The organism is Mycolicibacter icosiumassiliensis (assembly GCF_900078685.2).
Lineage (GTDB): Bacteria > Actinomycetota > Actinomycetes > Mycobacteriales > Mycobacteriaceae > Mycobacterium > Mycobacterium icosiumassiliensis.
Map to the genome: position 1 here is coordinate 2173763 of NZ_LT546166.1, position 23058 is coordinate 2196820.

A 23058-nucleotide genomic window follows, 5' to 3' on the forward strand; every position below is an offset into this window, starting at 1 on the left:
ACGTCCCAAATTTATCTAGGCGAAATTGTGAATATTCACCCACTTACGCGCCAACCCTTGTCATGCCCCACGCCAGCCGGTTGATTAGCGGGGCCGGGTAACCGAACCGGCTGAAACGCGGGCCAGGCCGCCCGGTGGGGCAAGGGGCAGCTGTGGTTATTGGCGGCAATCCGGACCTCCGGGGTCGGTGACGGACTATTCCTGGTCGAATCCGCCGCCTGGCCATACTCGCCAATATCTGCCGGAACTGCCAATGTGCTGTCGCCACCGATCGAAATGAAATATTTCGAACGGGTTACGAAAGGAGTCGCGATGCTGGACTTTGGGGCCTTGCCGCCGGAAGTCAATTCGGCCCGGATGTACTCCGGGCCGGGCTCAGGACCGATGATGGCGGCCACCGCCGCGTGGGAGGGGCTGGCCAGCCAGCTCGACACGGCGTCCCGCACGTACTCCTCGGTGATCTCGGCCCTGCAGGACGGAGGATGGTCGGGAGCCGCATCGGAGGCGATGACCGGTGCGGTCAACCCCTACCTGGTCTGGATGACCACCCTGGGCCTGCACGCGAGGGAGGCGGCTTCCCGGGCACGCACGGCGGCGGCGGCCTATGAGGAGGCCTTCGCCGCGACCGTGCCGCCGAAGTTTGTCTCCGCCAACCGCGCGGAGTTGGCGAATTTGGTGGCGACCGACTTCCTCGGACGCAACACGCCGGCGATCGCCACCGCCGAGGCCGCCTATGCCGAGATGTGGGCACAAGACGCCGCGGCGATGTACGCCTATGCCGCATCCTCGGCCGCGGCGACCCGGCTGACCGCCTTCACCGAGCCGCCGCAGACCGCCAACCCCGGCGGCGAAGCCGGCCAACGTGCCGCGGTGGCACATGCCGTCGGCGCCTCAGCCGCCGGCAACGCTCAAACCAGCGTGGCACAGGCGATGGCCGCGGTACCGCAACAACTGCAAGCGCTGGCTGCCGGGGGCGCCAGCAGCACCGCCGCCGCGACGACGGCGTCCACGTCGTCGGCGTCGGCATCGAGCCTGCTGAGCGTGTTCAGCGACTTCAATACGGTGGCGTCGCCCGTCAGCCTGGCCGCTGGCCTGAGCCGGACCTGGACATCGGCCGGCAGTTTCAGCTATGCCGCGAAACGGGATGTCGAATCCCATCTCCCGCCGCAATCCAAACCGACCACACCCGCCCAGCCGAGCGCCCCTGCTGGTGCACCTCAGACGTCCGTACCCGGTTCGGCCGGCCTTCGCGGTGCGGTGGTGGCCGAGCTGGGCGGGTCGACACCGGTGGGCGGATTGTCGGTGCCACGCAGCCGGGCGCCGCCGACGTCGGCGCCCCTGCTCGGTAACGAGCCGCTGTGGCTGCCGGAGACCAATCTCGCGGCGCCCCCGTCCGCCGGGGCGAGCCCGGCCACGATAGCCGCGACGCCGGCCGGTGTCGGCGCCGCGGCCGGTGCCGCGTCGCGTACCTCGGTGAGCAGCGTCCTGCGCGTCGGGCCGCGCCGTTTCAAGATGCCCCGTCCTGCCATTGGCGGATAACCCCGGAGTGCTTCCTACCGACCGCGGCGGCAACACCGGTGTTGCCGCCGTGGGACCGACGATTGCGAAAGACACCGTTCATGGCTGACTTCGGAGCACTACCGCCCGAGGTCAACTCTGCGCGGATGTATGCCGGCCCGGGAGCGGCTCCCCTGAGGGCCACCGCGGCGGCCTGGAACGCGGTGGCCGAGCAGCTGGGTGCGACGGCCGGTGCTTACCAGACCGTGACCGCGGACCTGACGCGGTGCTGGCAGGGTCCGTCGGCGACGTCGATGACGGCCGCGGCCGCTCCCTATGTCGCGTGGCTGACCGAAACATCGGCCCAGGCTCAACAATCAGCCGCCCAGGCCACCACCGCGGCGGCCGCCTACGAATCCGCGTTCGCCGCCACCGTGCCCCCGCCGGTGATCGAGGCCAACCGCGCGCTGTTGATGTTGCTGATCGCGACCAACGTTCTCGGGCAAAACACGCCCGCGATCGCCGCGGCGGAGGCGGCCTATGCCGAAATGTGGGCACAGGACGCCACCGCGATGTATGGCTACGCCGGCGCGGCCTCGGCGGCGAGCGCGCTGAGCGAGACACTGACCCCGCTGTTGACCGCCTTCAGCGACTTCAACACCCTGGCGGGACCGCTGACCCCGACCTGGCAGTGGACCTACTCCGCATTCCAGCTGGGTAACTTGGTGTACGCGGCCAAGTCGGATTTCGAAGCGCATAATCCGGTGGCGGGCGGCAAGGAGACCCCGCAACTCGTCGCGACCGGCCCGGCAACCCCGCCCGGTGGGATCGGCCAGCGCGGCCCGGTTCTAGCCGGCACCGGCCGGGCGGCCGTCGTCGGCAAGCTGTCCGTTCCACACATCTGGATCTCGGCAACACCGGCCACCACCACCGCGGTCGAGGTGCCGCCTTCGGCGGGAACCGGCTTACGGGCCCTGCCGGCCTGGGCAGACCCGTCGGCGACCGCGGCCAGCGGGCCTGCACCATCAAGCGTCGGCCCCGTGCGGGGCGTGCCGGCACCGGGCGCTCAAAAAAAGGTGCTGGCCATGCGGGATCGCCGCTTCAGGATGCCCCGCCCGACCGCCGGCGGCTAACGCCGATCAGCGCGTCGGCGGTGTTCTCCCGGGGATCCGCCGATTCGGCTAGCCAGCGTTCGGCGTCGATTGCTGCCGCACACCCGGTGCCGGCCGCGGTGACCGCCTGCCGGTAGGTGCGGTCCACCAGGTCACCGGCGGCGAACACGCCTGCCAACGAGGTGGCGGTGGTGGGTTGGCGCACCTGGACGTAGCCGTCCGCGTCGACCTCGACGGCCCCGCGCACCAGCTCCGAACGCGGGTCGTGACCGATCGCCACGAAAACGCCGGTGACCGCCAACCTGCCTTCTTCGCCAGTCCTGTTGTCGCGCAACCGCAAACCGGTCACAGTGGTGTCCCCGTCGACGGCTTCGACGGTCTTGTTGGTCAGAAAGCGGATCTTGTCATTGCCGCGGGCCCGCTCCAGCATGATCCTCGATGCCCGGAACTCCTCGCGGCGGTGCACCAACGTCACACTACGGGCGAAGCGGGTCAAGAAAGTGGCCTCTTCCATCGCCGAATCGCCGCCGCCGATCACCGCGATGTCCTGGTCCCGGAAAAAGAAGCCGTCGCAGGTCGCACACGAGCTGACACCCTTGCCCAGCAAGTCCTGCTCGCCGGAAACCCGGAGGTAGCGCGCCGCGGCGCCCATCGCCAGGATCACCGCACGGGCCCGATAGGTTTGTCCCTCGGCCGTCGTCACCGACTTGATCGGACCGCTCAGCTCCACCGACTCCACATCCTGCATCCGCAGCTCGGCACCAAAGCGCAGCGCCTGCTCACGCATCTGGTCCATCAGCTCCGGACCCTGGATGCCGTCGCGGAAGCCGGGATAGTTCTCCACCTCGGTGGTCGTCATCAACGCGCCCCCGAACGACGTGCCCTCAAAGACGATTGGCGTCAGCTGAGCCCGCGCGGCATAGATGGCCGCGGTGTAGCCGGCGGGGCCGGAACCGATGACGATCAGGTCTGCAACTGCAGGTGTGCCACTCATGACAGCCTTCCCGGTGCAACGTTCAGCCGCTGCACTCGCTTCAGCCTAGGGGCAATTGGCCAGCGCGCCAGCCTGATACACCGCGCCGTACCTCGAGACGACGCCATCCGGGCCGCCTCTCGTAAACGTTGAGTTAACGCTATATAGCTGACATGTAAGACTTTTGCACCACCCGCGGCCTGCACCCAGCGCAAGACCGACCGCACCGGCAGACGTCGAATCCCGGCTCCGGACCCGTCGGAGCGATTCCACCGAAACCACCTGAAATCATTGGCTGCTCAGCGGTTTCAGCCCCCATCGGGCTCAGTGCGGCACCGTCGAAACCCTGGTCGTCAGCGGCGTTCGGCGCCTCATACACCGCATGCCGACACCGATGCCACCGGGCTGATCGCCGCGGGCGGCTACGGCCGGCCGGCCCGGAGAGCCACAACGATTTGTTGTGAGCTCACAACGATAAGGCCGCTACCGCCCACGGCACGGGAGGTACACGCTGGAGAACGTAAGCCGTCGAAAGACAGAAAACAGCGTGGTTTTCGACGCACACCTTGTGGGCCACCGACCGCGATCACCTCGCGGACTCCGGCACCCGCTCCATGCGCCCGGCCCAGGCCGCTGACCCTCGTCCAAGGAGAGCTTCGCCCATGACCACAATCCCTCCCGCCAAGGCTCGCAGCCAGGGCCAGTGGGCGCTCGGTGAGCGCGAACCGCTCAACGATTCCGAGCAGATCAAGTACGACGATGCACCGCTGAACGTGCGGGATCGGATCCTCAACGTCTACTCCGAGCAGGGCTTCGACAGCATCGACAAGGCCGACCTGCGGGGACGGTTCCGCTGGATGGGGCTCTACACCCAGCGGGAGCAGGGCTATGACGGCACCTGGACCGGCGACGAGAACATCGACACCCTCGAAGCCAAATACTTCATGATGCGGGTGCGTTCCGACGGTAAGCCGATGACCGCGGCCACCCTACGCACCCTGGGCCAGGTCTCGACGCAGTTCGCCCGCGACACCGCCGACATCGGCGACCGGGAGAACGTGCAATTCCATTGGATCCGTGTCGAAGACGTGCCGGCGATCTGGGACCGGCTGGCCTCCGTCGGTTTGACGACCACCGAGGCCTGCGGTGACTGCCCGCGTGCCATCCACGGATCGCCATTGGCCGGCGACGCGGTCGACGAAGTCCTCGACCCCTCCCCCGCGATCGACGAGATCCTGCGCCGCTTCATGGACAACCCCGAGTACGCCAACCTGCCCCGCAAATACAAGACGGCGATCTCGGGTCTGCAGGACGTCTCCCACGAGACCCACGACGTGGCGTTCATCGGGGTGAACCACCCCGAGCACGGCCCCGGCCTGGACCTGTGGGTGGGCGGCGGCCTGTCGACTAACCCGATGATGGCTCAGCGGGTTGGGGCGTGGGTGCCCCTCGACGAGGTGCCTGACGTGTGGGAGGCGGTGACCCGACTGTTCCGCGACTACGGCTACCGGCGGCTGCGCGCCAAGGCCCGGCTGAAGTTCCTGGTCAAGGACTGGGGGCCTGAAAAATTTAGGGAAGTTCTCGAGCAGGAGTACCTCAACCGCAGGCTGATCGACGGCCCGGCACCCGAGCCCGTCAAACACCCCATCGACCACGTCGGGGTGCAGAAGCTCAAGAACGGCCTCAACGCCGTCGGGGTTGCCCCGATCGCCGGGCGGGTGTCGGGCACCCTGCTGGCCGCGGTGGCCGACCTGATGGAGCAGGCCGGTTCGGACCGGGCCCGCTTCACCCCGTATCAGAAGCTGGTCATCCTCGATGTGGCCGACGACAAGGTCGACGCGTTGGTCGCGGGCCTGGATGCGCTGGGCCTGCCATCGCGCCCCTCACATTGGCGGAAGAACCTGATGGCCTGCACCGGGATCGAGTACTGCAAGCTGTCGTTCGCCGAAACCCGGGTGCGCGCTCAAACCCTGGTGCCCGAGCTGGAGAAACGCCTCGACGACCTCAACGCGCGGCTCGACGTTCCGGTGACCGTGCACATCAACGGATGCCCCAACTCATGCGCCCGCATTCAGGTCGCCGACATCGGATTCAAGGGCCAGATGGTCGACGACGGACACGGCGGCTCGGTGGAGGGGTTCCAGGTGCATCTGGGTGGCAGCCTCGGCCTGGACAGCGGGTTCGGCCGTAAACTGCGCCAGCACAAGGTGACCAGCGACGAGCTCGGCGACTACATCGATCGGGTCATGCGCAACTTCGTCAAACAGCGCACCGACGGCGAACGGTTCGCACAGTGGGCGATGCGGGTCGACGAAGCCGAACTGCGATGAGCGAGAACGCCGGCGGACCGAGTGAATCAGAACTGCGCGAAATCGCCGAGCGTGGCGCGGCCGAGCTCGACGGCGCCGATGCCACCGCCTTGTTGCGCTGGACCGACCAGACTTTCGGCGGCGTGCACGGTCCCCGCGGGGCGGCGACCTGCAACTACGTGGTGGCTTGCGCCATGCAGGACGCGGTGTTGGTCGATCTGGCCGCCAAGGTGCGCCCGGGCGTGCCGGTGCTATTCCTCGACACCGGCTACCACTTCGCCGAAACGCTCGGCACCCGCGATGCCGTCGAGGCCGTCTACGACGTGCGGATCCTCAACGTCACGCCCGAATACACCGTGGAACAGCAAGATCAACTGCTGGGCAAGGACTTGTTCACCCGCGACGCCGGCGAATGCTGTCGGCTACGCAAGGTCATCCCGCTGACCACCACACTGCGCGGCTACTCGGCGTGGGTGACCGGGCTGCGCCGGGTCGATTCCCCCACCCGCGCCAACGCCCCGCTGATCAGCTTCGACGAACAGTTCAAACTGGTCAAGATCAATCCGCTGGCTGCCTGGACCGACCAGGACATGGACGACTACATCGCCAAACACCAGGTTCTGGTCAATCCGCTGGTCGACGAGGGCTACCCGTCGATCGACGAGGGCTACCCGTCGATCGGCTGCGCGCCATGCACCGCCAAGCCGGCGCCGGGCAGCGACGCGCGCAGCGGACGCTGGGCCGGCCTGGCCAAAACCGAATGCGGGCTGCACGCCCCGTGACCACCACGCTGGTGCTGACCGCACACGGCAGCCGGGATCCACGCTCGGCGGCCAACACCGGTGCGATCGCCGGACACCTGCGCCGGGTAGCACCCGAATACACCGTGCGGGTGGCGTTCTGCGAACACAGCACCCCGAACCTGCGCGACGTGCTGCACGAAAGCACCAGCGACACCGTCGTCGTCCCCCTGCTGCTGGCCAGCGCCTACCACGCCCGCATCGACATTCCGGCGATGATCACGGCCTCCGGCGCTGACGTACGGGTCACCTCGACGCTAGGCGAGGACACCCGCCTAGTACAGGTGCTCGGTGAACGCCTCACGAGCGCCGGTGCCTCACGATTCGACCCGGAGCTGGGCGTGGTGGTCGTCGCGGTGGGCTCCTCGCACGCGACAGCCAACGCACAGACCGCCACCATCGCAGCCCCCCTTTCCCACGGAACACGTTGGGCCGGAGTAGAAGTCGCCTTCGCCACCGACGGCCCCCAGCCCTCGGTACCCGAAGCCGTCGAACGCTTACGGAAACGCGGTGCCACCAAGCTGATGATCGCCCCGTGGTTCCTGGCGCACGGCAGAATCACCGACCGACTCGCCACCTACGCCGCACACGCCGGCATCCCAATGGCCGAGCCACTCGGCGCACACCGCCTGGTAGCCGCGACCGTGCTGGACCGCGTCGAAGACATCCTGACGGCGCGGTCCGCCGCCTGACCGGCGACGGTCAGCCAAAGACCGCTCCGCAGTAGTGAAACCCGTCACAGCGCACATCGCCACCCTTCACCCTTAGTATGGTTAGCCTAACCTACGTAAGGAGCTTGGGTGACGTCCACGGGCGAGGATCCCCTTATCGCGAGAATGGTAATCCGTCGGCATTTCGCGCTGCACGAATCATGTACCAGGCTTCGCCAGCTCCATCCGCATTGCCCGCGGACTTACGGTGTCGCGGTTCTCGCTGACGTCAACAAGCGCCGATGGTTCCCGTTGGATTCGGTTTTCACCATCGATCGCCTGCGGGTCCGTTTCGACGAGACCGCCGCCATGACCGACCGCCGAGCGGCCGGAAACGTGTTGGCTGCGCGCCTGATCCACGAAGTACTGGGTCGGCTTCTCCACCTGGTGCTTCTCGAGGGACGCGCGTGGGACGCGGGCCTGGAGAACCTGTGGGTGCACTTCGACCGGGAGAACGACATCGACTGGGTGGCTGTTGTCGACCCGACCGTGCGGGTGCTTCCCGACGATCCCTGGATCCATAAGAAAGGCGAGCACTGCCAGACCGACACGGTGGTGGTGCTGCCGAGCGAGTCGGCCCTGACCACCTGGGCGGCGCACCGCTGCCACCGAACCCTGGCGCCGCTGTTCGTCTGGCTCCACTCGGTGTGCGAGGGCGCGATCTCGATCTCGTCGATGTGGCAGCTTCTGGGTTCGACGGTGGTGGTGGCGGCCGCCCAGCTGCCACGCCGCACCGAGCAGGACGAGGCCATCAGCTTCCGGCGAAGTCAGGCCATCCTGGACGCGATGGTCGGCTTCGGCCTGCCGGTACGGGGGCCGGCCATGTCGGCAATCCAGCCGAGGACAGCTCTTCGCCGGGTCCCCAGCACTGTGTCGAGTTCGGGCGGGCAACAACTGTGAGCTCTCGCCCCGACTTCTCGATGGTGGTCGGCTACGGCAGCGACATGGGCAACGCCGAGGACGCCGCCATGTCCTTCGCCGAGGCCTTCGAAGAGACCACCGGTCTCAGCGCCGAAGCCGTCGAACTCAACCAAGTGGACATCGCCGAGCTGCAATCGGCCACCCACCTCATCGTCGTCACCTCGACCTGGGGCGACGGCGAGTTTCCCGACAACGCCACGCTGTTCTGGGAGGCCCTGAGCGCCGAGGCCGCCGACCGTCTGGAACACCTGAGTTTCGCGGTGCTCGCCCTCGGCGACACCGGCTACGACCTGTTCTGCAACGCGGGCCGACTGCTCGACGCACGTCTGGAACAACTGGGCGCCACCCGGTTGGCCGAACGTGTCGACATCGACGGCTCCTATGCCAAACCGGCCGCCGCCTGGACCACCGACGTCGTCAAGCTCCTGGCAGCCGAGCACACCGCCCCCGCTGCCGGCGTCGTGGTATCCAGCCGCGAGGCACATTCCCCCGGTGCGGACGCACCGACGAACCCCGACCGGGACCACCCCTTCGAAGCCCGCGTACTGGTCAACCGGCTACTCACAACGCCCGGAGCCGACAAGGAGGTCCGGCACTTCGAGCTGGACCTCACCGGCTCCGGCATCGCCTATGCCGCAGGCGATTCCCTGGCCGTGCATCCGACCAACGATCCCGCCCTGGTCGACGCCATCCTGGCTGAATTCGGCCTGGGACCCGAACATACGGTGCCCGGCCACGACGAGCCCCTCGGTGCGCTGCTCACACATCACCTTGAGATACGGACGCCGTCGCGGGCACTGCGGGAGCTGACGGCGTCACGCGGCCGCGACCAACATGCCGCAGCCGCTCTCGACAGAAATCCCGATGCGGCACAAGACTCTTGGCTCTACGGCAGGGACATCCTCGACCTGATCAGACTGGGCACCCTGACTGCGGACGAGGTGATCGACGCGTTGCGTCCACTTCAATACCGCGACTACTCGATCGCCTCGAGCCCGCTGGTCAGCCCCGACCACGTGCACCTGACCGTCGCGACCGTGCGTTATGCCCTGGCGGACCGTCACTATGGCGGTGTGGCCACCACGTTCCTGGCCGATCGCGCCGACACGGTGCGCGTACACCTGCGGCCCGCCGCGTCCTTCCGCCTGCCCGGGCCCGATGTCCCCGTCATCATGATCGGCCCCGGGACCGGGGTGGCGCCATTTCGGGCATTCCTGCAAGAACGCCGCGCCGCCGGCGCGAAGGGACGGTCGTGGCTATTCTTCGGGAACCGGCGCCGGGCCGATGACTTCCTCTACCGCGAGGAGTTCGAGGACTACCTCAAGTCGGGCGTGCTATCCCGACTCGACCTCGCGTTCTCCCGCGACGGTGCCGCCGACGCACCGAACCGGTATGTCCAGCAACGCATGTGGGAGAACTCAGCCGAGCTCTTCGGCTGGCTGGAAGAGGGTGCGCAGCTCTACGTGTGCGGTGATGCCGAACGCATGGCCAAGGACGTCGATGCCGCACTGCACGCCATCGTGGCCAGCGCCGGCAACATGGACACCGCTGCGGCGCACGCGTATGTCAACCAGCTCATCAAGACTCACCGCTATCTGCGGGACGTCTACTAACCCTACTAACCCTCCCCCGCGTGATCTCTAGAGTCTCACGCTGCGTGCCGCTTTCTCAGCGGCAGTGTCAGCTCGCACTTCACTCGGAGGTCTTCGTTATGTCACCAGGCTATGCCGTCACCAACGTCGGTGGCCAATACAGCTGATATGTAGGCATCCTTTGTCAATAGGCAGGTGAAAGCCGCCCCGGGGCGGCTTTCGTTTGATCGGGGTCAGTCCGTGCCGCGGCGGTCGTTGGTCAACGACGGTGGTGTCAGACTGATATACGCGGGTTGGTTACCGCAAGACGATGGTTCGGCGCGAACGGGTGGCTGCTCTCTAGGGACGGGCGTCACGTCAGCATTCGATGAATGTCGTTGTTGCTCATAGCTGTAACGCAGATCCAGTTCGCCTACCTCGCCGTCGACCGGCTGGCTCCGATCAAGTTCGGTTGACTGCGTTCAGGCCAGCGTGGCCAATGACCAGCACCACCCGGCGAGCTGGCGGGCGACCGCGACATTGGCCACCACATGGGGTTTCTTGCGTTCGTTGAACTGGCACCACTGCTGGTGCAGCCGCCGGTTTCCGGCGTGGCCACGGTCCTTGAGTGCGGGGTCGACCTTGGCCCAGCGGGCCCGCATCGTCGGGCCCGGGTTGCGGTAATCAGCACGGTGGTGCCAGGCCGCCTCGACCAACAGCCGTCGCACGTGAGCATTGCCGGCCTTGGTGACCGACCCCTGCACGCGAGAACTGCCCGAGGAGTACTCGGTGGGCACCAAACCGACATAGGCGCCGATTGAGGCACCAGTGAACCGGGTCCAGTCGCCGATCTCCACGCTCAACGCCAGCCCGGTCAGCGCTGGGATGCCACGCAAGCACCCCAACCGGTCGACTGAATCAGTCCAGCGCGGCGAAGCCGCGACCGTGACGATCTGCTCGTCAAGGCGATCTCGGGCTGCCGTCGTTGACAGCACCGCGTCGAAGTGGTGATCGAAAGCGGCAGCAGTGTGGTGATCGGCGAATCGTTGCCGCCGCAGCCAGGTTTCGTGGACTCCGGTCCAGGCCTTGCCGCCCGAATACACCCGGCCCTGGCGCAGCAACAGTTTGGACAAGCGATGCCGAACCCGCATCAGATCCGCACGGGCATCTTCGCGGGCGCGCACCAGGTCTCGAACCGCCTCCACCTCAGCCTCAGGCACCGTGACCGCGGTGATCTCACCCACGCGCAGCAAGCGGGTCAAGTGCGCCGCGTCGCGGGCGTCGGTCTTGATGCGGTCACCACCAGGTCGAATCAACTTCGATGGCGCAGCGACCACACAGTCGATCTGGGCTGCAGCCAACGCCCGCGCCAACCCGAAGCCCGTCGGCCCGGCCTCATAGGCCACCCGCACCGGAGCGCGCAACCGGTGCAACCAATCGAGGATCTCGCCATGGTCCGGGCACAGCCGCGCCCGCTCAACTCGACCCGTTTCTTCATCGACGGCATGCGCAACCACCGAAAGCGCGTGCACGTCCAACCCGACACTCGTACCGTTGAAACTCACCGGAGGCCTCCTGATCTGCAACTGTGGCTCTACCAGTGCGAGTTTTCACTCGATACCGGCAACCCACGTCCGATTGCAGCCCGAGGCCTTCGGCCTCAAGTCGCCTCCATACCAACTTGTTCAATAGGCCCCAGGTGATCGGGGTCTGCAGCCCGGATCTCCGAGGTGCCGGTTCGGGATCGCTCGCTCTCATACCTGCCGCCCAGTCGGGTTGGCTCTTAGACGGCTTGCGTCCCGGGTCGGGGCCGCTGGCCGGGAGTGGCTGAAGAGAGGCCTGCAAAGCCGAAAGTTGGTGTGCCCTCCCTGCGCTCGCATCATCAATGACCGCAAGGAGGAACAGTCGACCGTGCTTCCATCATCTCCAACCGACCGTGTCGTCATCGCAGTCGACCCGCACAAGGCATCCTGGACTGCCGCCGTCATCGACGCCGGGCTCCGACCACTGGACGTCCTTCGGGTGGAAGTCAGCGCCGAGGGTTACCGCCAGCTCCGTAGATATGCTCAGCAGTGGAAGCAACCGGTGTGGGCGATCGAAGGTGCAGCCGGCCTCGGCGCACCGTTGACCCGGCAGTTGGCCGCCGACGGCGTCGAGGTCATCGACGTTCCCGCCAAGCTGGCCGCGACCACAGCAGTTAGGTTGGCTACGTGTCTGCCTGCGACGCGGGGTCGTCAGTAGTCACGTAGTGGTAACCGATAAGCGGAAAGTCGTTGGCCAGGCACCACCTTTGAACTGTGGGCCAGAATCGGTCTTCGTAATAGTTGCCCTCGGACACCTTGTGGCACATGCCGCTGAATCCTTCGGGCGCAAGCTGTTCAAGAAAGCTGACGGCATCGCTGTCTGAATGCCAGTTGTTGTTGCTGCAATCGGGGTAAAACAGCGTCACTATGGCTTCCAATGGCGGGTGTGTGCAAGACACCTTGTCACCCGAACGAGACCGTCACGTTCACGACGCACCATCCAGCACAGCCCTTCGTCGGTCCTGATTGCTGTCGCCACCGCGCCGGACTGCCGCAGCACCTGCCCGACCTTCGTCGGACGTCGCAGCTTGTTCATCGCCTACGTTGTCCTACGGGGGTCGCCGATTTACCGTCACGTAGGGCATCGCCAGCGAGAATGATTCGACCTGGTCCGATAGAACTATGCAACCTCGCTGTCCCGTTGCCCTCAGATACATTTCACTGCCTCCGTCTAGGCCACAGATAGTCGCTTGGAGAGCTTTCATTGGCGCTGGCCGTGACACTGTTCTACCCCGATCGCGGCATCAGCGCCGGTGATCGCCCAAGACGTGAACGTCCTCGAACAGCTTGGGTCCACCCATCGACTTCGCAACTTTGGCTTGGTTGCTGCTAAACCGAGCCGGTATGTCTGGCGCCGTAACCAGCCGTGTTCCGGGGGCTCTTGGGAGTCCTTCGGCGGATATGGCCGCCGCGATGGTGGCGCGCGGCGCAGCCCGATATCTGGACGGCCAGTCTAAACCAGCATGTATGCCGCGTATTGGGAAGACCTGGCTGGCTCTCAACTTCAGGCGTGGTGGCTGTTGGATTCTGCGGTGGGATGCAGGGTGCCTCAAGACTCGCTACCATGGCCAGAGCAAAGCTTAAAAGGAGCTGATAGGCATGGGGAAGATCCGCTCAGGAACGCGGCTGCGGCGAGCGGCGGCAGCAGGGATGACCGTGGGGGCATCGGCGGCGTTCGGGTTGGCGACGTGGGCATCAGCTCCGGTCGCGCACGCAGAATTCGACGACTTCTTTGGCGATCTGTTGGATCCGGCTGCCTGGGGCGCCGTGTTTGATCCCAGCTCGTGGGTCGGTCCGGACTCGGCTTCGACGCTTGACCTAGCGGCACTGTTCAGCGCTGATGATCTGCCCGGCGCGGCTGTCGGTACTGATTTTGCCGATTGGTTCCAGAACGATTTTTATCTGCCGTTGCATGCTGCGATGCAGGACTGGATTGACAGTCCGTTGGGCTCGACGGTCAACGAATTCATCAACCCGTTGTTTGCTTTCGGTGGTTCTTGTGGCTTGATCTGCAACGGCGTCGACGGCTCTGAGACCAATGTCGACGGCGGCGCTGGCGGTTGGATCTTCGGTGACGGCGGCACCGGCTGGAGCAGCACCGACGATGGTGTGGCCGGTGGGCGGTTGATCACCGCCTCCACCAACCGAAATGGCAGGTCGTCGGCGTCGGCGGGACCGTTGTGGTCGGCGATCACCGCCCGCGACAGCTCGTGATAGTGGCTGCGCAATTCGCCGCGGCGCCGGCGGAAGGCGGCGAAGCGCTCGAGGCGCAGTTCTGGCAGTAGGTACAGGGTGCCCAGATTCCAGGCGCCACCGCACAATTGCGCGGTATCGGCGACCACGAGCGTGTGTAACCGAGGAGCACTCGGCCCGCCCTCGGCCAGCAGCTCGGCGGCCAGCTGCACCGAGGTGTCGACGGTGTCGGCCAGCAGCGCATCGAGGATGTCGTCTTTGGCGGCGAAGTGGTGATACAGCGAGGCCTGCCGAATCCCGACGCTCTCGGCGATGCGCCGGGTCGAGGTGGCGGCGTAGCCGACGGTGGTGAACAACTCCGCCGCGGCATCGAGGATCTCGTCGCGCGCGCTGCGGCCCGGCCTGCTGGAAGCCACCAGTCGGGGACGCCCCCGTCGATCGGTCTGCACGCCTTACTGCCTATCACGCGCCGAGGCCCGGCGCGCTAAAAACTATCAGTTGATAGAAAATGTGCTAGCTTCCTGGTCATGGACAACGCACGCACCGATTCCACCGACGGCGCACGCCGGCATGCGCGCGCTCAGGCGCAGCAGGCAGCAATGCGCATCCCGGCGGCCCCGGACGATGTTGACCCGGCGACGATGATCTGGGCCGAGTCGATCCCGGCGAACGGTTACGCCACCAAAGTGCTGGCCCGCGGCAGCCGGATCCGGCTGATCGACATCGAGGGCGGCGCGTGCGCGAATCTGCTGCTGTACCGCGCCGAGGCGCCCTGGGAACGGCTCAATGTCGCCGACACCATGAAGGTGCCGTGGCAGGCCTACCTCGGTGTCGGCCATCCGTTGTTGTCCGATCAGGGGCGCGTGCTGGCCACCGTCGTCGCTGACTCCTCGGGGCAGCACGACATGCTCTGCGGCCCGGACGCCACCGGCCGCCAACTGCTGCTGCTGGGCGCGCTCAAGCACGGCATGGACATTCGAGACGTGGCACCATCGTTGTCGCTGTTTCGCGGAGTACGCGTCGACCCCGTCAGCGGCGCACTGGAATTCACCGGATCCGCGGGACCGGGCGCCGCGGTCGACCTGCTGATCCACCTTCCGGTGGTGCTGGTGGTCGCCAATGCCGCGCATCCGCTGGATCCGGCCCCGCCCGCGACCGCACTGGACGTCCTGGCTTGGAGCGCCGGTGAACAACTGGCCGCGCTGCCCAACCAGGACCCGGAATACCTACGCGCGGTACAGAACACCGAAGCGGTGGTGCGGGCATGGTGATCATCTCCGACGAGGTCGTGGCGGCCCGGGCGCCCTGGTCTGCAGTGGTGCGCGCCGGCGACCTGCTGCAGATCATCGACCTGCACGGCAACCAGGCGGTGGACTGCCTGCTCTACGACGCCGCCGACCACACCCGCCGCTACAGCGCCCAGGCCACCGTCGCCGCAGCGCGCAACATCTTCTTAAGCACCGGCTCGGTGCTGCGCAGCGCCGACGGCACCGCTCTGATGACCGTCGTCGCCGATGACGTCGGCAACCACGACACCCTCGCCGGAGCCTGCTCGCAGGAATCCAACACCCTGCGCTACGGGCACCACACGGCCCACCAGCACGCCTGCGTGGAGAATTTCCTCGCCGAGGGAGCCCGGTGGGGTCTGGGCAAACGCGACATCGTCTCCAACATCAACTGGTTCATGAACGTCCCCGTCGAAGCCGACGGCACGCTGGGCATCGTCGACGGCCTCTCCGCTCCGGGCAAGAGTCTGACCCTGCGCGCCGAGATCGACACCCTGGTCCTGGTGTCGAACTGCCCGCAGATCAACAACCCGTGCAACGGCTTTGACCCGACACCGGTGCGGATGGTGATCACCCGAACATGATCGGCATCGAGGTGGTCTCGCCGGGCATGTTCACCACTGTGCAGGACTGGCCCGGGCGGGTCGGCTACTGGCATGTCGGGGTGCCGCCGTCCGGACCGATGGACGACCTGTCGTTTCGCATCGGCAACCAGGTACTGGGAAACCCCGAAGGTGCAGCAGGTTTGGAATGCACCAAAGCCGGACCCGTCCTGCGCTTTTCGAGCCCCGCCTGGGTGTGCGTCACCGGTGCCGCGGTGCCGGTCAGTCTGGACGGTGCCGCTGTTCCGCAATGGCAGTCGGTGCAGATACCCGCCGGTGGACTGCTCGAGGTCGGGGTGATACCCGGGCCCGGGATGCGCTGCTACGTCCTGGTCGAGGGCGGTATCGCCGCACCGGAATTCCTGGGCAGCGCGGCAACATTCACCCAGGGCGTGTTCGGTGGCTTGCACGGCCGGGCGCTGCGTGAGTCGGATCGACTCAGCGCCGTCGGCCGAGGCGGTGCCCCACCGAAGCTCACCCGCGCTCCGAGCCAGATCCAGCCCAGCATCGGGCGGCACTGGGAGCTCGCGGCGACCGAAGGGCCGCACGCCGCACCGGAGTTCATGACCCGCGCCGACATGACGACCCTGACCACCACCGACTACACCGTGCACTTCAACTCCGACCGCACCGGTGTGCGGCTGGTCGGGCCGAAGCCGCGATGGGCCCGTCCCGACGGTGGGGAGGCCGGCCTACACCCGTCCAACATTCACGACACCGCGTACAGCATCGGGGCACTGGATTTCACCGGTGACACCCCGATCCTGCTCGGTCCCGACGGCCCCAGTCTGGGCGGATTCGTCTGCCCGGTGACGGTGGTCCGCGGCGACCGATGGAAACTGGGCCAGCTCTCGCCCGGCGACACCGTGCGGTTGGTGCCGATCCGTGCCGACTACGCCCCACCGACAGCAGCGCTGAATGTGCAGCGGCGCGCGGCATTGCCCGCCGTGATCTCCCGCGCCGGCGACGGCGACGACGGAGTGCTGCAACGCTACACCGGCCGCGACGGGACGGCCGTCACCCTGCGGCGCGCCGGTGACTGCGGGGTTCTGCTCGAATACGGACCGATGACACTGGATTTGGCGCTGCGGGCGCGGGTACAGGTGCTCTACGACCAACTGCGTGAACGTGAGCTGCTCGGGTTGGCCGAACTGACTCCCGGTGTGCGGTCACTACAGATCCAGTTCGACCCCGGCCAGTACTCGTGTGCCGAGGTGATCGACGAGGTGGCGGCCATCGACGACGCGCTGCCGCCCTGCGACGAACTGGTGGTGCCGAGCCGCTCGGTGCTCCTGCCGCTGAGCTGGGACGACCCCGCGACACATGAGGCCATTCGCCGCTACATGTACGGCGTGCGACCCGACGCGCCGTGGTGTCCGTCGAACATCGAATTCATCCGGCGCATCAACGGACTCGACGACCTCGCGCAGGTGTACGACATCGTGTTCGATGCGCAGTACCTGGTGCTGGGTCTGGGCGACATCTACCTCGGCGCACCGGTGGCCACCCCGCTGGATCCCCGACACCGGCTGGTGACCACCAAATACAACCCGGCCCGCACCTGGACCCCGGAGAACGCCGTCGGGATCGGCGGCGCCTACCTATGCATCTACGGCATCGAGGGACCCGGCGGCTATCAGTTCGTCGGGCGCACCACCCAGGTATGGAACCACCGGCACGCCACCGCCGGCCTGTTCGATCCTGAAACTCCGTGGCTGCTGCGCTACTTCGACCGCATCAGCTTCTATCCGGTAGCAGCCGAGGAGCTACTGGAGCTACGAGCCGACATGGCGGCCGGACGTGGCCGGGTGCAGATCGCCGCCGGCGAGTTCTCACTGCCGGCCTACCGCCGGTTCTTGGACGGCAACGCCGAGAGCATCGCCGGATTTCGTCGGCAACAAACGTCCGCGTTCGCCGCGGAACGCAATGCGTGGCACGAGGCCGGCGAAATCGCCCGCGGTTAAGCCAGTTTCAGTGAGTCGTCGCGGCAGAGCACGAAGAAATAAGGGCGGGCCGAGCCCCGCAGGTCCATCGCGCCGATCACCGCGTCATCGGTGAGCCGGCGGAAGACATCGTTGACCGGCGCCTGGTCGTAGACCATCGTGGCGCTGTCGACTCCGCGGAACCGCGTGGTGCGCAGCCGGGCCCTGGGCGACCGGGTCCGCAGCAGAGGCGCCAGCGTGTTGATCGGCCCCAGAAACGAGTGGTTCTTCAGCGCCGGCAGCTTCGTGGCGAGCCCAAGAACGCTGAACGCCAGCACCGGGTTGAACGCCCACAGCGCAGCACCGTCTCGGGTAGGGAACAACAGCGGATGGACCGTCTCGGCATCCACGAACTGCTTGCCCCACCAGCCCGTCGCGGCCAACAGCCCATCGAGGGGGTGGCCGGTCGGCAGCTCGAAGCCATGCCAGGTACCGAGCATGGAATCGGGGTCGACTGCCTCGGCGGCGTCGAAGATCTCACAGGCCTGCGCGGTGGTCGTCGGCACTGTCGAAAACAAGTCCTGTACAGCCATGCGCTTCACCGTACTTGACAGCCGTCAACTCCGGGAGCCGCTTAGAGCACCACCGTCTCGTTGCCCACCCGGATCACCCGGTCCTGGCAGTGCCATTGCACCGCCCGTGACAACACCGCGCGCTCGACGTCGGCGCCCAACCGCACCAGATCGGTGACGCTGTGGGTGTGGTCCACCCGCACCACGTCCTGCTCGATGATCGGACCCTCGTCGAGCACCTCGGTGACGTAGTGCGCGGTCGCGCCGATCAGTTTCACGCCGCGTTCCCGGGCTCGCTGATAGGGCGCTGCGCCAATGAACGCCGGCAGGAAGGAATGGTGGATGTTGATCAGCGGACAGCCCACCGCCTCGATGAAGTCGCCGGTGATGATCTGCATGTAGCGGGCCAATACCACCAGATCCACGTTGCCGCAGAGCAACTGCAGCTGGCGCTGTTCGGCCTCTGCGCGATTGTCGCGGGTGGCGGGGATGTGGAAGAACGGCACCCCGAACGGGCGTACCTGCTCAGCCAGCTCCGGGTGATTGGAGATCACCATCGCCACGTTCATCTCCAGCTCGCCGCGGCGGTTGCGCCACAACAGATCCAGTAGACAGTGGTCGGTCTTGGACGCCATGATCGCCACCCGCTTGGGCTTGGCGGCCTCGGTGAACCGGTAGTCCATCGCGAACCGCTGAGCCACCGTGGCGCCGAACCGCTCCTGGAGCCCGTCGAGGGCCGCTGGCAGGCCAGGCAGGTGAAAGATCGCCCGCTGCACAAAGGTCCCGTCTTCGAAAGCGGTCGAGTGCTGATCGAGCGAGATGATGTTGGCTCCGGCCTCGGCAAGAAAGGCGCTGACCGCGGCGATGATGCCGTGACTGTCCCGGCAGCTCAGCAGCAGCCGGCCGATATCGGTGGTCGCTTGGGCGCCGGACTGCTGCGGATACCCCTGTGGAGTCTGCCCTGGTGTCGCGGTGCCCCCGTGGCCCCCGGAACCGTTCGTCATGGCCGCCCTTCGCCGATCGCCGACTTCAACGGGTCAGGCTACCGGTGCAGTGGACGAGAATCCGACACACCGGGCGACTAACACAGTCACACGCGTAACACAGGGCACACTAGTAACAACAACTATGCCTGGAGGGTGCTGCCGTGTACCGAGTGTTCGAAGCCCTTGATGAACTGGGCTCCATTGTCGAAGAGGCCCGTGGCGTGCCCATGACGGCAGGCTGCGTGGTACCCCGCGGTGACGTCCTGGAGTTGATCGACGACATCCGCGACGCCATCCCCGGCGAGCTGGACGACGCCCAAGACGTGCTTGACGCCCGTGACTCGGTCCTCAACGAGGCCAAGGAGCACGCGGAGTCGATGGTCGGCTCGGCCACCGCCGAAGCCGACTCGCTGGTCAGCCACGCGCGCGCGGAGGCCGACCGGTTGCTGGCCGACGCCAAGGGACAGGCTGACCGGATGGTGGCCGAGGCCCGCGGACACAGCGAGCGGATGCTCGGCGAAGCCCGCGAGGAAGCGGCCCGGCTGAGCGCCACCGCCAAGCGCGAGTTCGAGACCGCCACCAGCCGCGCCCAGGCCGAATGCGACCGACTGGTCGAGAACGGCAACGCCGCTTACGAGAAGGCCGTCCAAGAGGGCATCAAGGAGCAGCAGCGGCTGGTTTCGCAGAACGAGGTGGTGACCTCGGCGCGCGCCGAATCCACCCGGCTGATCGATTCGGCCCACGCCGAGGCCGACCGGATGCGCGGCGAATGCGACATCTACGTCGACGCCAAGCTGGCCGAATTCGAGGACTTCCTCAACGGCACGCTGCGTTCGATCAACCGCGGTCGTCACCAACTGCGTACCGCCGCGGGCACGCACGACTACGCGACTCGCTGACCCGCGAACGCCGCGAAACGCGCTGCGTAGAATCGCGGCATGGCGAGGCACCCTGACGCAGGTTTGAAGGCAGCACGACGGCAGCTGCCTGCGCCGTTCGTGGTCAATGTCTCCCGATTGGGACGGCGTCCCGGTGCGTTGATGCCCCTGCAGGAGCAGCGGGTCAGCCCCACCCGCATCGGGCTGGATCTGGTGGCGATTCCTGCGGATGGCGCCATCGATCTGGATCTGCGGATGGAGTCGGTCTCCGAGGGCGTTCTGGTCAGCGGCGTGGTCTCAGCGCGCACCGCGGGCGAATGCGCGCGTTGCCTGCAACCACTGACCGGCAATGTCGAGGTCGAGCTGACTGAGTTGTTCGCCTACCCCGACAGCACCACCGACGCCACCACGGACGATGACGAGATGGGTCGTGTCGTCGATGACGCGGTAGACCTCGAACAGGCCATCGTCGACGCGGTCGGCCTGGCGCTGCCGTTGTCCCCGCTGTGCGACCCGGACTGCCCGGGACTGTGCCCGGACTGCGGGGTGGCGCTGTCCACCGCCGAACCCGGCCATCACCACGACAAGATCGATCCGCGCTGGTCCAAATTGGCGGGAATGCTGGAACCGCAGGACGACGCCGCGTCGAGCGACGACGGTGAGCGGTGAGCCGTCCCCGGCAAGCCGTGCTGGATGCACTCGGCGTCGATCTCGCCGACGACCTGCTCACCCTGGCCGTCACGCATCGCAGTTACGCCTACGAGAACGGCGGCCTGCCCACCAATGAGCGCCTGGAATTCCTCGGTGATTCCGTGCTGGGACTGACCATTACCGACGAGCTGTTCCACCGCCACCCGGATAAACCCGAGGGCGACCTCGCCAAGCTGCGCTCCAGTGTGGTCAACACCTCCGCCTTGGCCGATGTGGCACGGGGCCTGACCGAAGACGGCCTGGGGGCCCACCTGCTGCTCGGCCGGGGGGAGGAAAACACCGGCGGCGCCGACAAATCCAGCATCCTGGCCGACGGGATGGAGTCCCTGCTGGGAGCGGTGTATCTCCAGCACGGAATCGACACCGCCCGAGAGGTGATCCTGCGCCTGTTCGGTCCGCTGCTCGACACCGCCGCCACGCTGGGTGCCGGCCTGGACTGGAAGACCAGCCTGCAGGAACTGACGGCCGCCCGCGGTCTGGGTGTGCCGTCCTATCAGGTCACCTCCACCGGGCCCGACCACGACCGCGAGTTCACCGCGACCGCCGTCGTATCGGACACCGCGTACGGCACCGGGGTGGGCCGGACCAAGAAGGAAGCCGAACAGAAGGCTGCGGCAGCGGCCTGGCAGGCGTTGGACGCCTCGGACACCCCGGCCGCGGTGAACGAAACACCGCAGGTCTAGAGAATGCCCGAACTCCCCGAGGTCGAGGTGGTTCGGCGTGGCCTGAACGAGCACCTGGTCGGACGCACGATCACCGGGGTGCGGGTGCACCATCCGCGGGCGGTGCGCCGGCACGAGGCCGGCCCCGCCGACCTGACCGGCCGGCTGCTGGGCGCCCGGATCACCGGTACCGACCGGCGGGGCAAATACCTGTGGCTGCTGCTGAGCGGGCCCGCGGCCGACGAGGCGCTGGTGGTGCACCTGGGGATGAGCGGTCAGATGCTGCTGGGGGAGTTGCCCGACACCAGGCACCTGCGGATCGCCGCCGTGCTCGACGACGCTACCAAGGTCAGCTTCGTCGACCAGCGGACTTTCGGCGGATGGCAGCTCACCGATCTGGTCGCCGTGGATGGCAGCGTGCTGCCGGTGCCGGTCGCTCACCTGGCGCGCGACCCGCTGGACCCGCGCTTTGATGCCGAATCGGTGGTCGAAGTGCTGCGGCGCAAGCATTCCGAGATCAAACGCCAGCTGCTCGACCAGACCATGGTGTCGGGTATCGGAAACATCTACGCCGACGAAGCGCTGTGGCGGGCCGGGATTCGCGGCACCCGAATGGCCGACGGGCTGTCCCGGCGGCGGCTTCGGGCGCTGCTGAGTGCCGCAGCAGAGGTGATGAACGACGCACTGGCCGCCGGGGGCACCTCGTTCGATTCGCTCTACGTCAACGTCAACGGTGAATCCGGCTACTTCAGCCGGTCACTGGACGCCTACGGCCGTGAAGACGAGCCGTGCCGGCGTTGTGGGACGCCGATCCGCCGGGCGAAGTTCATGAACCGATCGTCGTACTTCTGCCCGAATTGCCAACGCTGACTTTAGTTCTCATTCGGCGAGTGCGCGTTTGCACGCCAACACGCCGGAAAAATCGTGGCATTCTGCGCACGCTCGCGCCGTAGCGGGCCACACGCCGCGGCGACCAGCCTTCGATTACTCGAAGATGTCGTGGTACACCCGGCCCGGTGGCAGATCCGGATCGACGAACCACTCCCGGCCGAGCATCAGTCCGGCCACCTGTGGGGGAAGCCGCATCAGCACCGCGAACAGGCGTGCCGCGGCGGCACTGGCACCGATCTGAGAGCGGTGCGCGGCGAAGGCGTCCCGCTTCTGCCGGGCAAACCGAAACACGTTGATTTGGTGCGTGATGCTCGACTCCGGTGCGTACGCGGTGCGCACCACCTCTCGCTCGTAAGGCGCCGGCAGGTGCAGTAAACGAGCGCCACACGCGACCCGGGTCAACATCTCCCGGGGCATCGTCGCTTCGAGCACGCGCGGCGTCGCCGCCATCTGCGCAGCCCGCTTACCGACATGATGAACCCGCACGTGATCACGGTGGCCGTAGCCGCCGTTGGGCTGGTAGCTCAGGAGCAGGTCCGCGTCTTCGTCACGCAAGATGACTGCCAGTCGCTGCGCCGCCTCCTCGATGTCGGCGCGGGCGAACCTGACCCGCCCCGGTGGGTCGGGATAGAACTCCGCCCCGAAGCCGCTGTCGGCATAGCCCAGACATTCGACTCGGTGTGCGCCGAGGGCCGTTGCACTCGCGTGCAATTCGCCCAGCCGATCGCCGTCGCCGTCATTGACGCGTCCATCGGTTGCCACCACCACGACGACGCGATGCCCCTCAGCGGCCGCCCGCGCCAGAGTTCCCCCGGTCAGAATCGCCTCGTCGTCGGGATGGGCGTGAAATGCGACCACCGTCGCCATAGCAGCCCAGTA

21 protein-coding genes and 1 pseudogene are annotated in these 23058 nt (G+C 66.8%); 16 read left to right on the plus strand and 6 right to left on the minus strand.

From position 1 onward, the window contains the following. Positions 1-312 precede the first annotated feature (312 nt). Together BN4346_RS34260 and BN4346_RS49730 are read left to right on the plus strand one after the other, a co-directional pair. Positions 313-1539, plus strand: coding sequence for a PPE family protein (locus BN4346_RS34260; protein ID WP_067972418.1), 1227 nt, complete (start codon positions 313-315; stop codon positions 1537-1539). An 80-nt stretch (positions 1540-1619) separates the two neighbouring features. Further along, positions 1620-2630, plus strand: a complete 1011-nt coding sequence (locus BN4346_RS49730; RefSeq protein WP_067971671.1) for a PPE family protein, SVP subgroup — start codon at positions 1620-1622, stop codon at positions 2628-2630. Here BN4346_RS49730 and trxB read toward each other — a convergent pair. Further along, positions 2599-3603: a thioredoxin-disulfide reductase gene (gene trxB, locus BN4346_RS34270; protein ID WP_067971674.1), complete on the minus strand. Its 1005-nt coding sequence runs from the start codon at positions 3601-3603 to the stop codon at positions 2599-2601. The two genes, BN4346_RS49730 and trxB, sit on opposite strands and share 32 nt — an antisense overlap. A gap of 641 nt (positions 3604-4244) precedes the next feature. Here trxB and BN4346_RS34275 point away from each other — a divergent pair. The 5 genes from BN4346_RS34275 to BN4346_RS34295 all read left to right on the plus strand — a co-directional run bounded on the left by BN4346_RS34275 (position 4245) and on the right by BN4346_RS34295 (position 9935). Beyond that, a complete protein-coding gene (locus BN4346_RS34275; RefSeq protein ID WP_067971677.1) occupies positions 4245-5912 on the plus strand; it encodes a nitrite/sulfite reductase in 1668 nt (555 codons plus the stop codon). Further along, positions 5909-6673: a phosphoadenylyl-sulfate reductase gene (locus tag BN4346_RS34280; RefSeq protein WP_067971681.1), complete on the plus strand. Its 765-nt coding sequence runs from the start codon at positions 5909-5911 to the stop codon at positions 6671-6673. Before BN4346_RS34275 ends, BN4346_RS34280 begins: the two co-directional genes overlap by 4 nt. Further along, complete coding sequence (locus tag BN4346_RS34285) at positions 6652-7383, plus strand: sirohydrochlorin chelatase (RefSeq protein WP_067971684.1); 732 nt, start codon at positions 6652-6654, stop codon at positions 7381-7383. The genes BN4346_RS34280 and BN4346_RS34285 overlap by 22 nt, the downstream gene beginning before the upstream one ends. A 108-nt stretch (positions 7384-7491) precedes the next feature. Further along, positions 7492-8301: an iron reductase gene (locus tag BN4346_RS34290; protein ID WP_067971687.1), complete on the plus strand. Its 810-nt coding sequence runs from the start codon at positions 7492-7494 to the stop codon at positions 8299-8301. Beyond that, on the plus strand, positions 8298-9935 hold the full coding sequence (locus BN4346_RS34295; protein ID WP_067971690.1) for a diflavin oxidoreductase: 1638 nt from the start codon (positions 8298-8300) through the stop codon (positions 9933-9935). The genes BN4346_RS34290 and BN4346_RS34295 overlap by 4 nt, the downstream gene beginning before the upstream one ends. Positions 9936-10375: 440 nt before the next feature. On the opposite strand, the gene BN4346_RS34300 is transcribed toward BN4346_RS34295, so the two are convergent. Continuing rightward, positions 10376-11458, minus strand: a complete 1083-nt coding sequence (locus BN4346_RS34300; protein WP_167666218.1) for an IS110 family RNA-guided transposase — start codon at positions 11456-11458, stop codon at positions 10376-10378. Between the two features lie 346 nt (positions 11459-11804). On the opposite strand from BN4346_RS34300, the gene BN4346_RS34305 reads away from it, so the two are divergent. Both BN4346_RS34305 and BN4346_RS49735 read left to right on the plus strand, forming a co-directional pair. Next, positions 11805-12134, plus strand: coding sequence for a hypothetical protein (locus BN4346_RS34305; RefSeq protein WP_235653621.1), 330 nt, complete (start codon positions 11805-11807; stop codon positions 12132-12134). A gap of 1262 nt (positions 12135-13396) precedes the next feature. Then, on the plus strand, positions 13397-13690 hold the full coding sequence (locus tag BN4346_RS49735; RefSeq protein WP_327344904.1) for a PGRS repeat-containing protein: 294 nt from the start codon (positions 13397-13399) through the stop codon (positions 13688-13690). Here the strand turns inward: BN4346_RS49735 and BN4346_RS34310 are convergent. Then, positions 13603-14118, minus strand: a pseudogene (locus BN4346_RS34310) (TetR/AcrR family transcriptional regulator); the annotation flags it as partial. The gene BN4346_RS49735 and the pseudogene BN4346_RS34310 sit on opposite strands and share 88 nt — an antisense overlap. 78 nt (positions 14119-14196) lie before the next feature. On the opposite strand from BN4346_RS34310, the gene BN4346_RS34315 reads away from it, so the two are divergent. Genes BN4346_RS34315 through BN4346_RS34325 form a run of 3 tightly spaced genes read left to right on the plus strand, consistent with a single transcriptional unit; the run spans position 14197 to position 17521 of the window. After that, positions 14197-14940 carry a DUF1989 domain-containing protein gene (locus tag BN4346_RS34315; protein ID WP_067971697.1) on the plus strand — a complete coding sequence of 248 codons (744 nt, stop codon included), beginning with the start codon at positions 14197-14199 and terminating at the stop codon, positions 14938-14940. Then, a complete protein-coding gene (locus BN4346_RS34320) occupies positions 14934-15539 on the plus strand; it encodes an urea amidolyase associated protein UAAP2 (RefSeq protein ID WP_067971702.1) in 606 nt (201 codons plus the stop codon). Before BN4346_RS34315 ends, BN4346_RS34320 begins: the two co-directional genes overlap by 7 nt. After that, positions 15536-17521, plus strand: coding sequence for a 5-oxoprolinase/urea amidolyase family protein (locus tag BN4346_RS34325; RefSeq protein ID WP_067971705.1), 1986 nt, complete (start codon positions 15536-15538; stop codon positions 17519-17521). Before BN4346_RS34320 ends, BN4346_RS34325 begins: the two co-directional genes overlap by 4 nt. Here BN4346_RS34325 and BN4346_RS34330 read toward each other — a convergent pair. Both BN4346_RS34330 and purU read right to left on the minus strand, forming a co-directional pair. Next, positions 17518-18072 (minus strand): DUF4334 domain-containing protein, encoded by a 555-nt coding sequence (locus tag BN4346_RS34330; RefSeq protein ID WP_067971708.1) that lies wholly within the window; start codon positions 18070-18072, stop codon positions 17518-17520. The two genes, BN4346_RS34325 and BN4346_RS34330, sit on opposite strands and share 4 nt — an antisense overlap. Before the next feature lie 41 nt (positions 18073-18113). Next, the gene (purU, locus tag BN4346_RS34335) at positions 18114-19055 is read right to left on the minus strand and encodes a formyltetrahydrofolate deformylase (protein ID WP_235653622.1); all 942 of its coding nucleotides are present in this window, start codon (positions 19053-19055) and stop codon (positions 18114-18116) included. 143 nt (positions 19056-19198) lie between these two features. On the opposite strand from purU, the gene sepIVA reads away from it, so the two are divergent. Genes sepIVA through mutM form a run of 4 tightly spaced genes read left to right on the plus strand, consistent with a single transcriptional unit; the run spans position 19199 to position 22158 of the window. After that, positions 19199-19936 carry a cell division protein SepIVA gene (sepIVA, locus tag BN4346_RS34340; RefSeq protein WP_067971711.1) on the plus strand — a complete coding sequence of 246 codons (738 nt, stop codon included), beginning with the start codon at positions 19199-19201 and terminating at the stop codon, positions 19934-19936. A gap of 39 nt (positions 19937-19975) precedes the next feature. After that, positions 19976-20584, plus strand: coding sequence for a YceD family protein (locus tag BN4346_RS34345; RefSeq protein ID WP_078058602.1), 609 nt, complete (start codon positions 19976-19978; stop codon positions 20582-20584). Beyond that, on the plus strand, positions 20581-21309 hold the full coding sequence (rnc, locus tag BN4346_RS34350) for a ribonuclease III (RefSeq protein WP_067971716.1): 729 nt from the start codon (positions 20581-20583) through the stop codon (positions 21307-21309). Before BN4346_RS34345 ends, rnc begins: the two co-directional genes overlap by 4 nt. A gap of 3 nt (positions 21310-21312) precedes the next feature. Continuing rightward, on the plus strand, positions 21313-22158 hold the full coding sequence (mutM, locus tag BN4346_RS34355; RefSeq protein ID WP_067971723.1) for a bifunctional DNA-formamidopyrimidine glycosylase/DNA-(apurinic or apyrimidinic site) lyase: 846 nt from the start codon (positions 21313-21315) through the stop codon (positions 22156-22158). Positions 22159-22272: 114 nt separating this feature from the next. Here mutM and BN4346_RS34360 read toward each other — a convergent pair whose 3' ends face one another. Then, a complete protein-coding gene (locus BN4346_RS34360) occupies positions 22273-23046 on the minus strand; it encodes a PIG-L deacetylase family protein (protein ID WP_067971725.1) in 774 nt (257 codons plus the stop codon). Between the last annotated feature and the right edge of the window lie 12 nt (positions 23047-23058).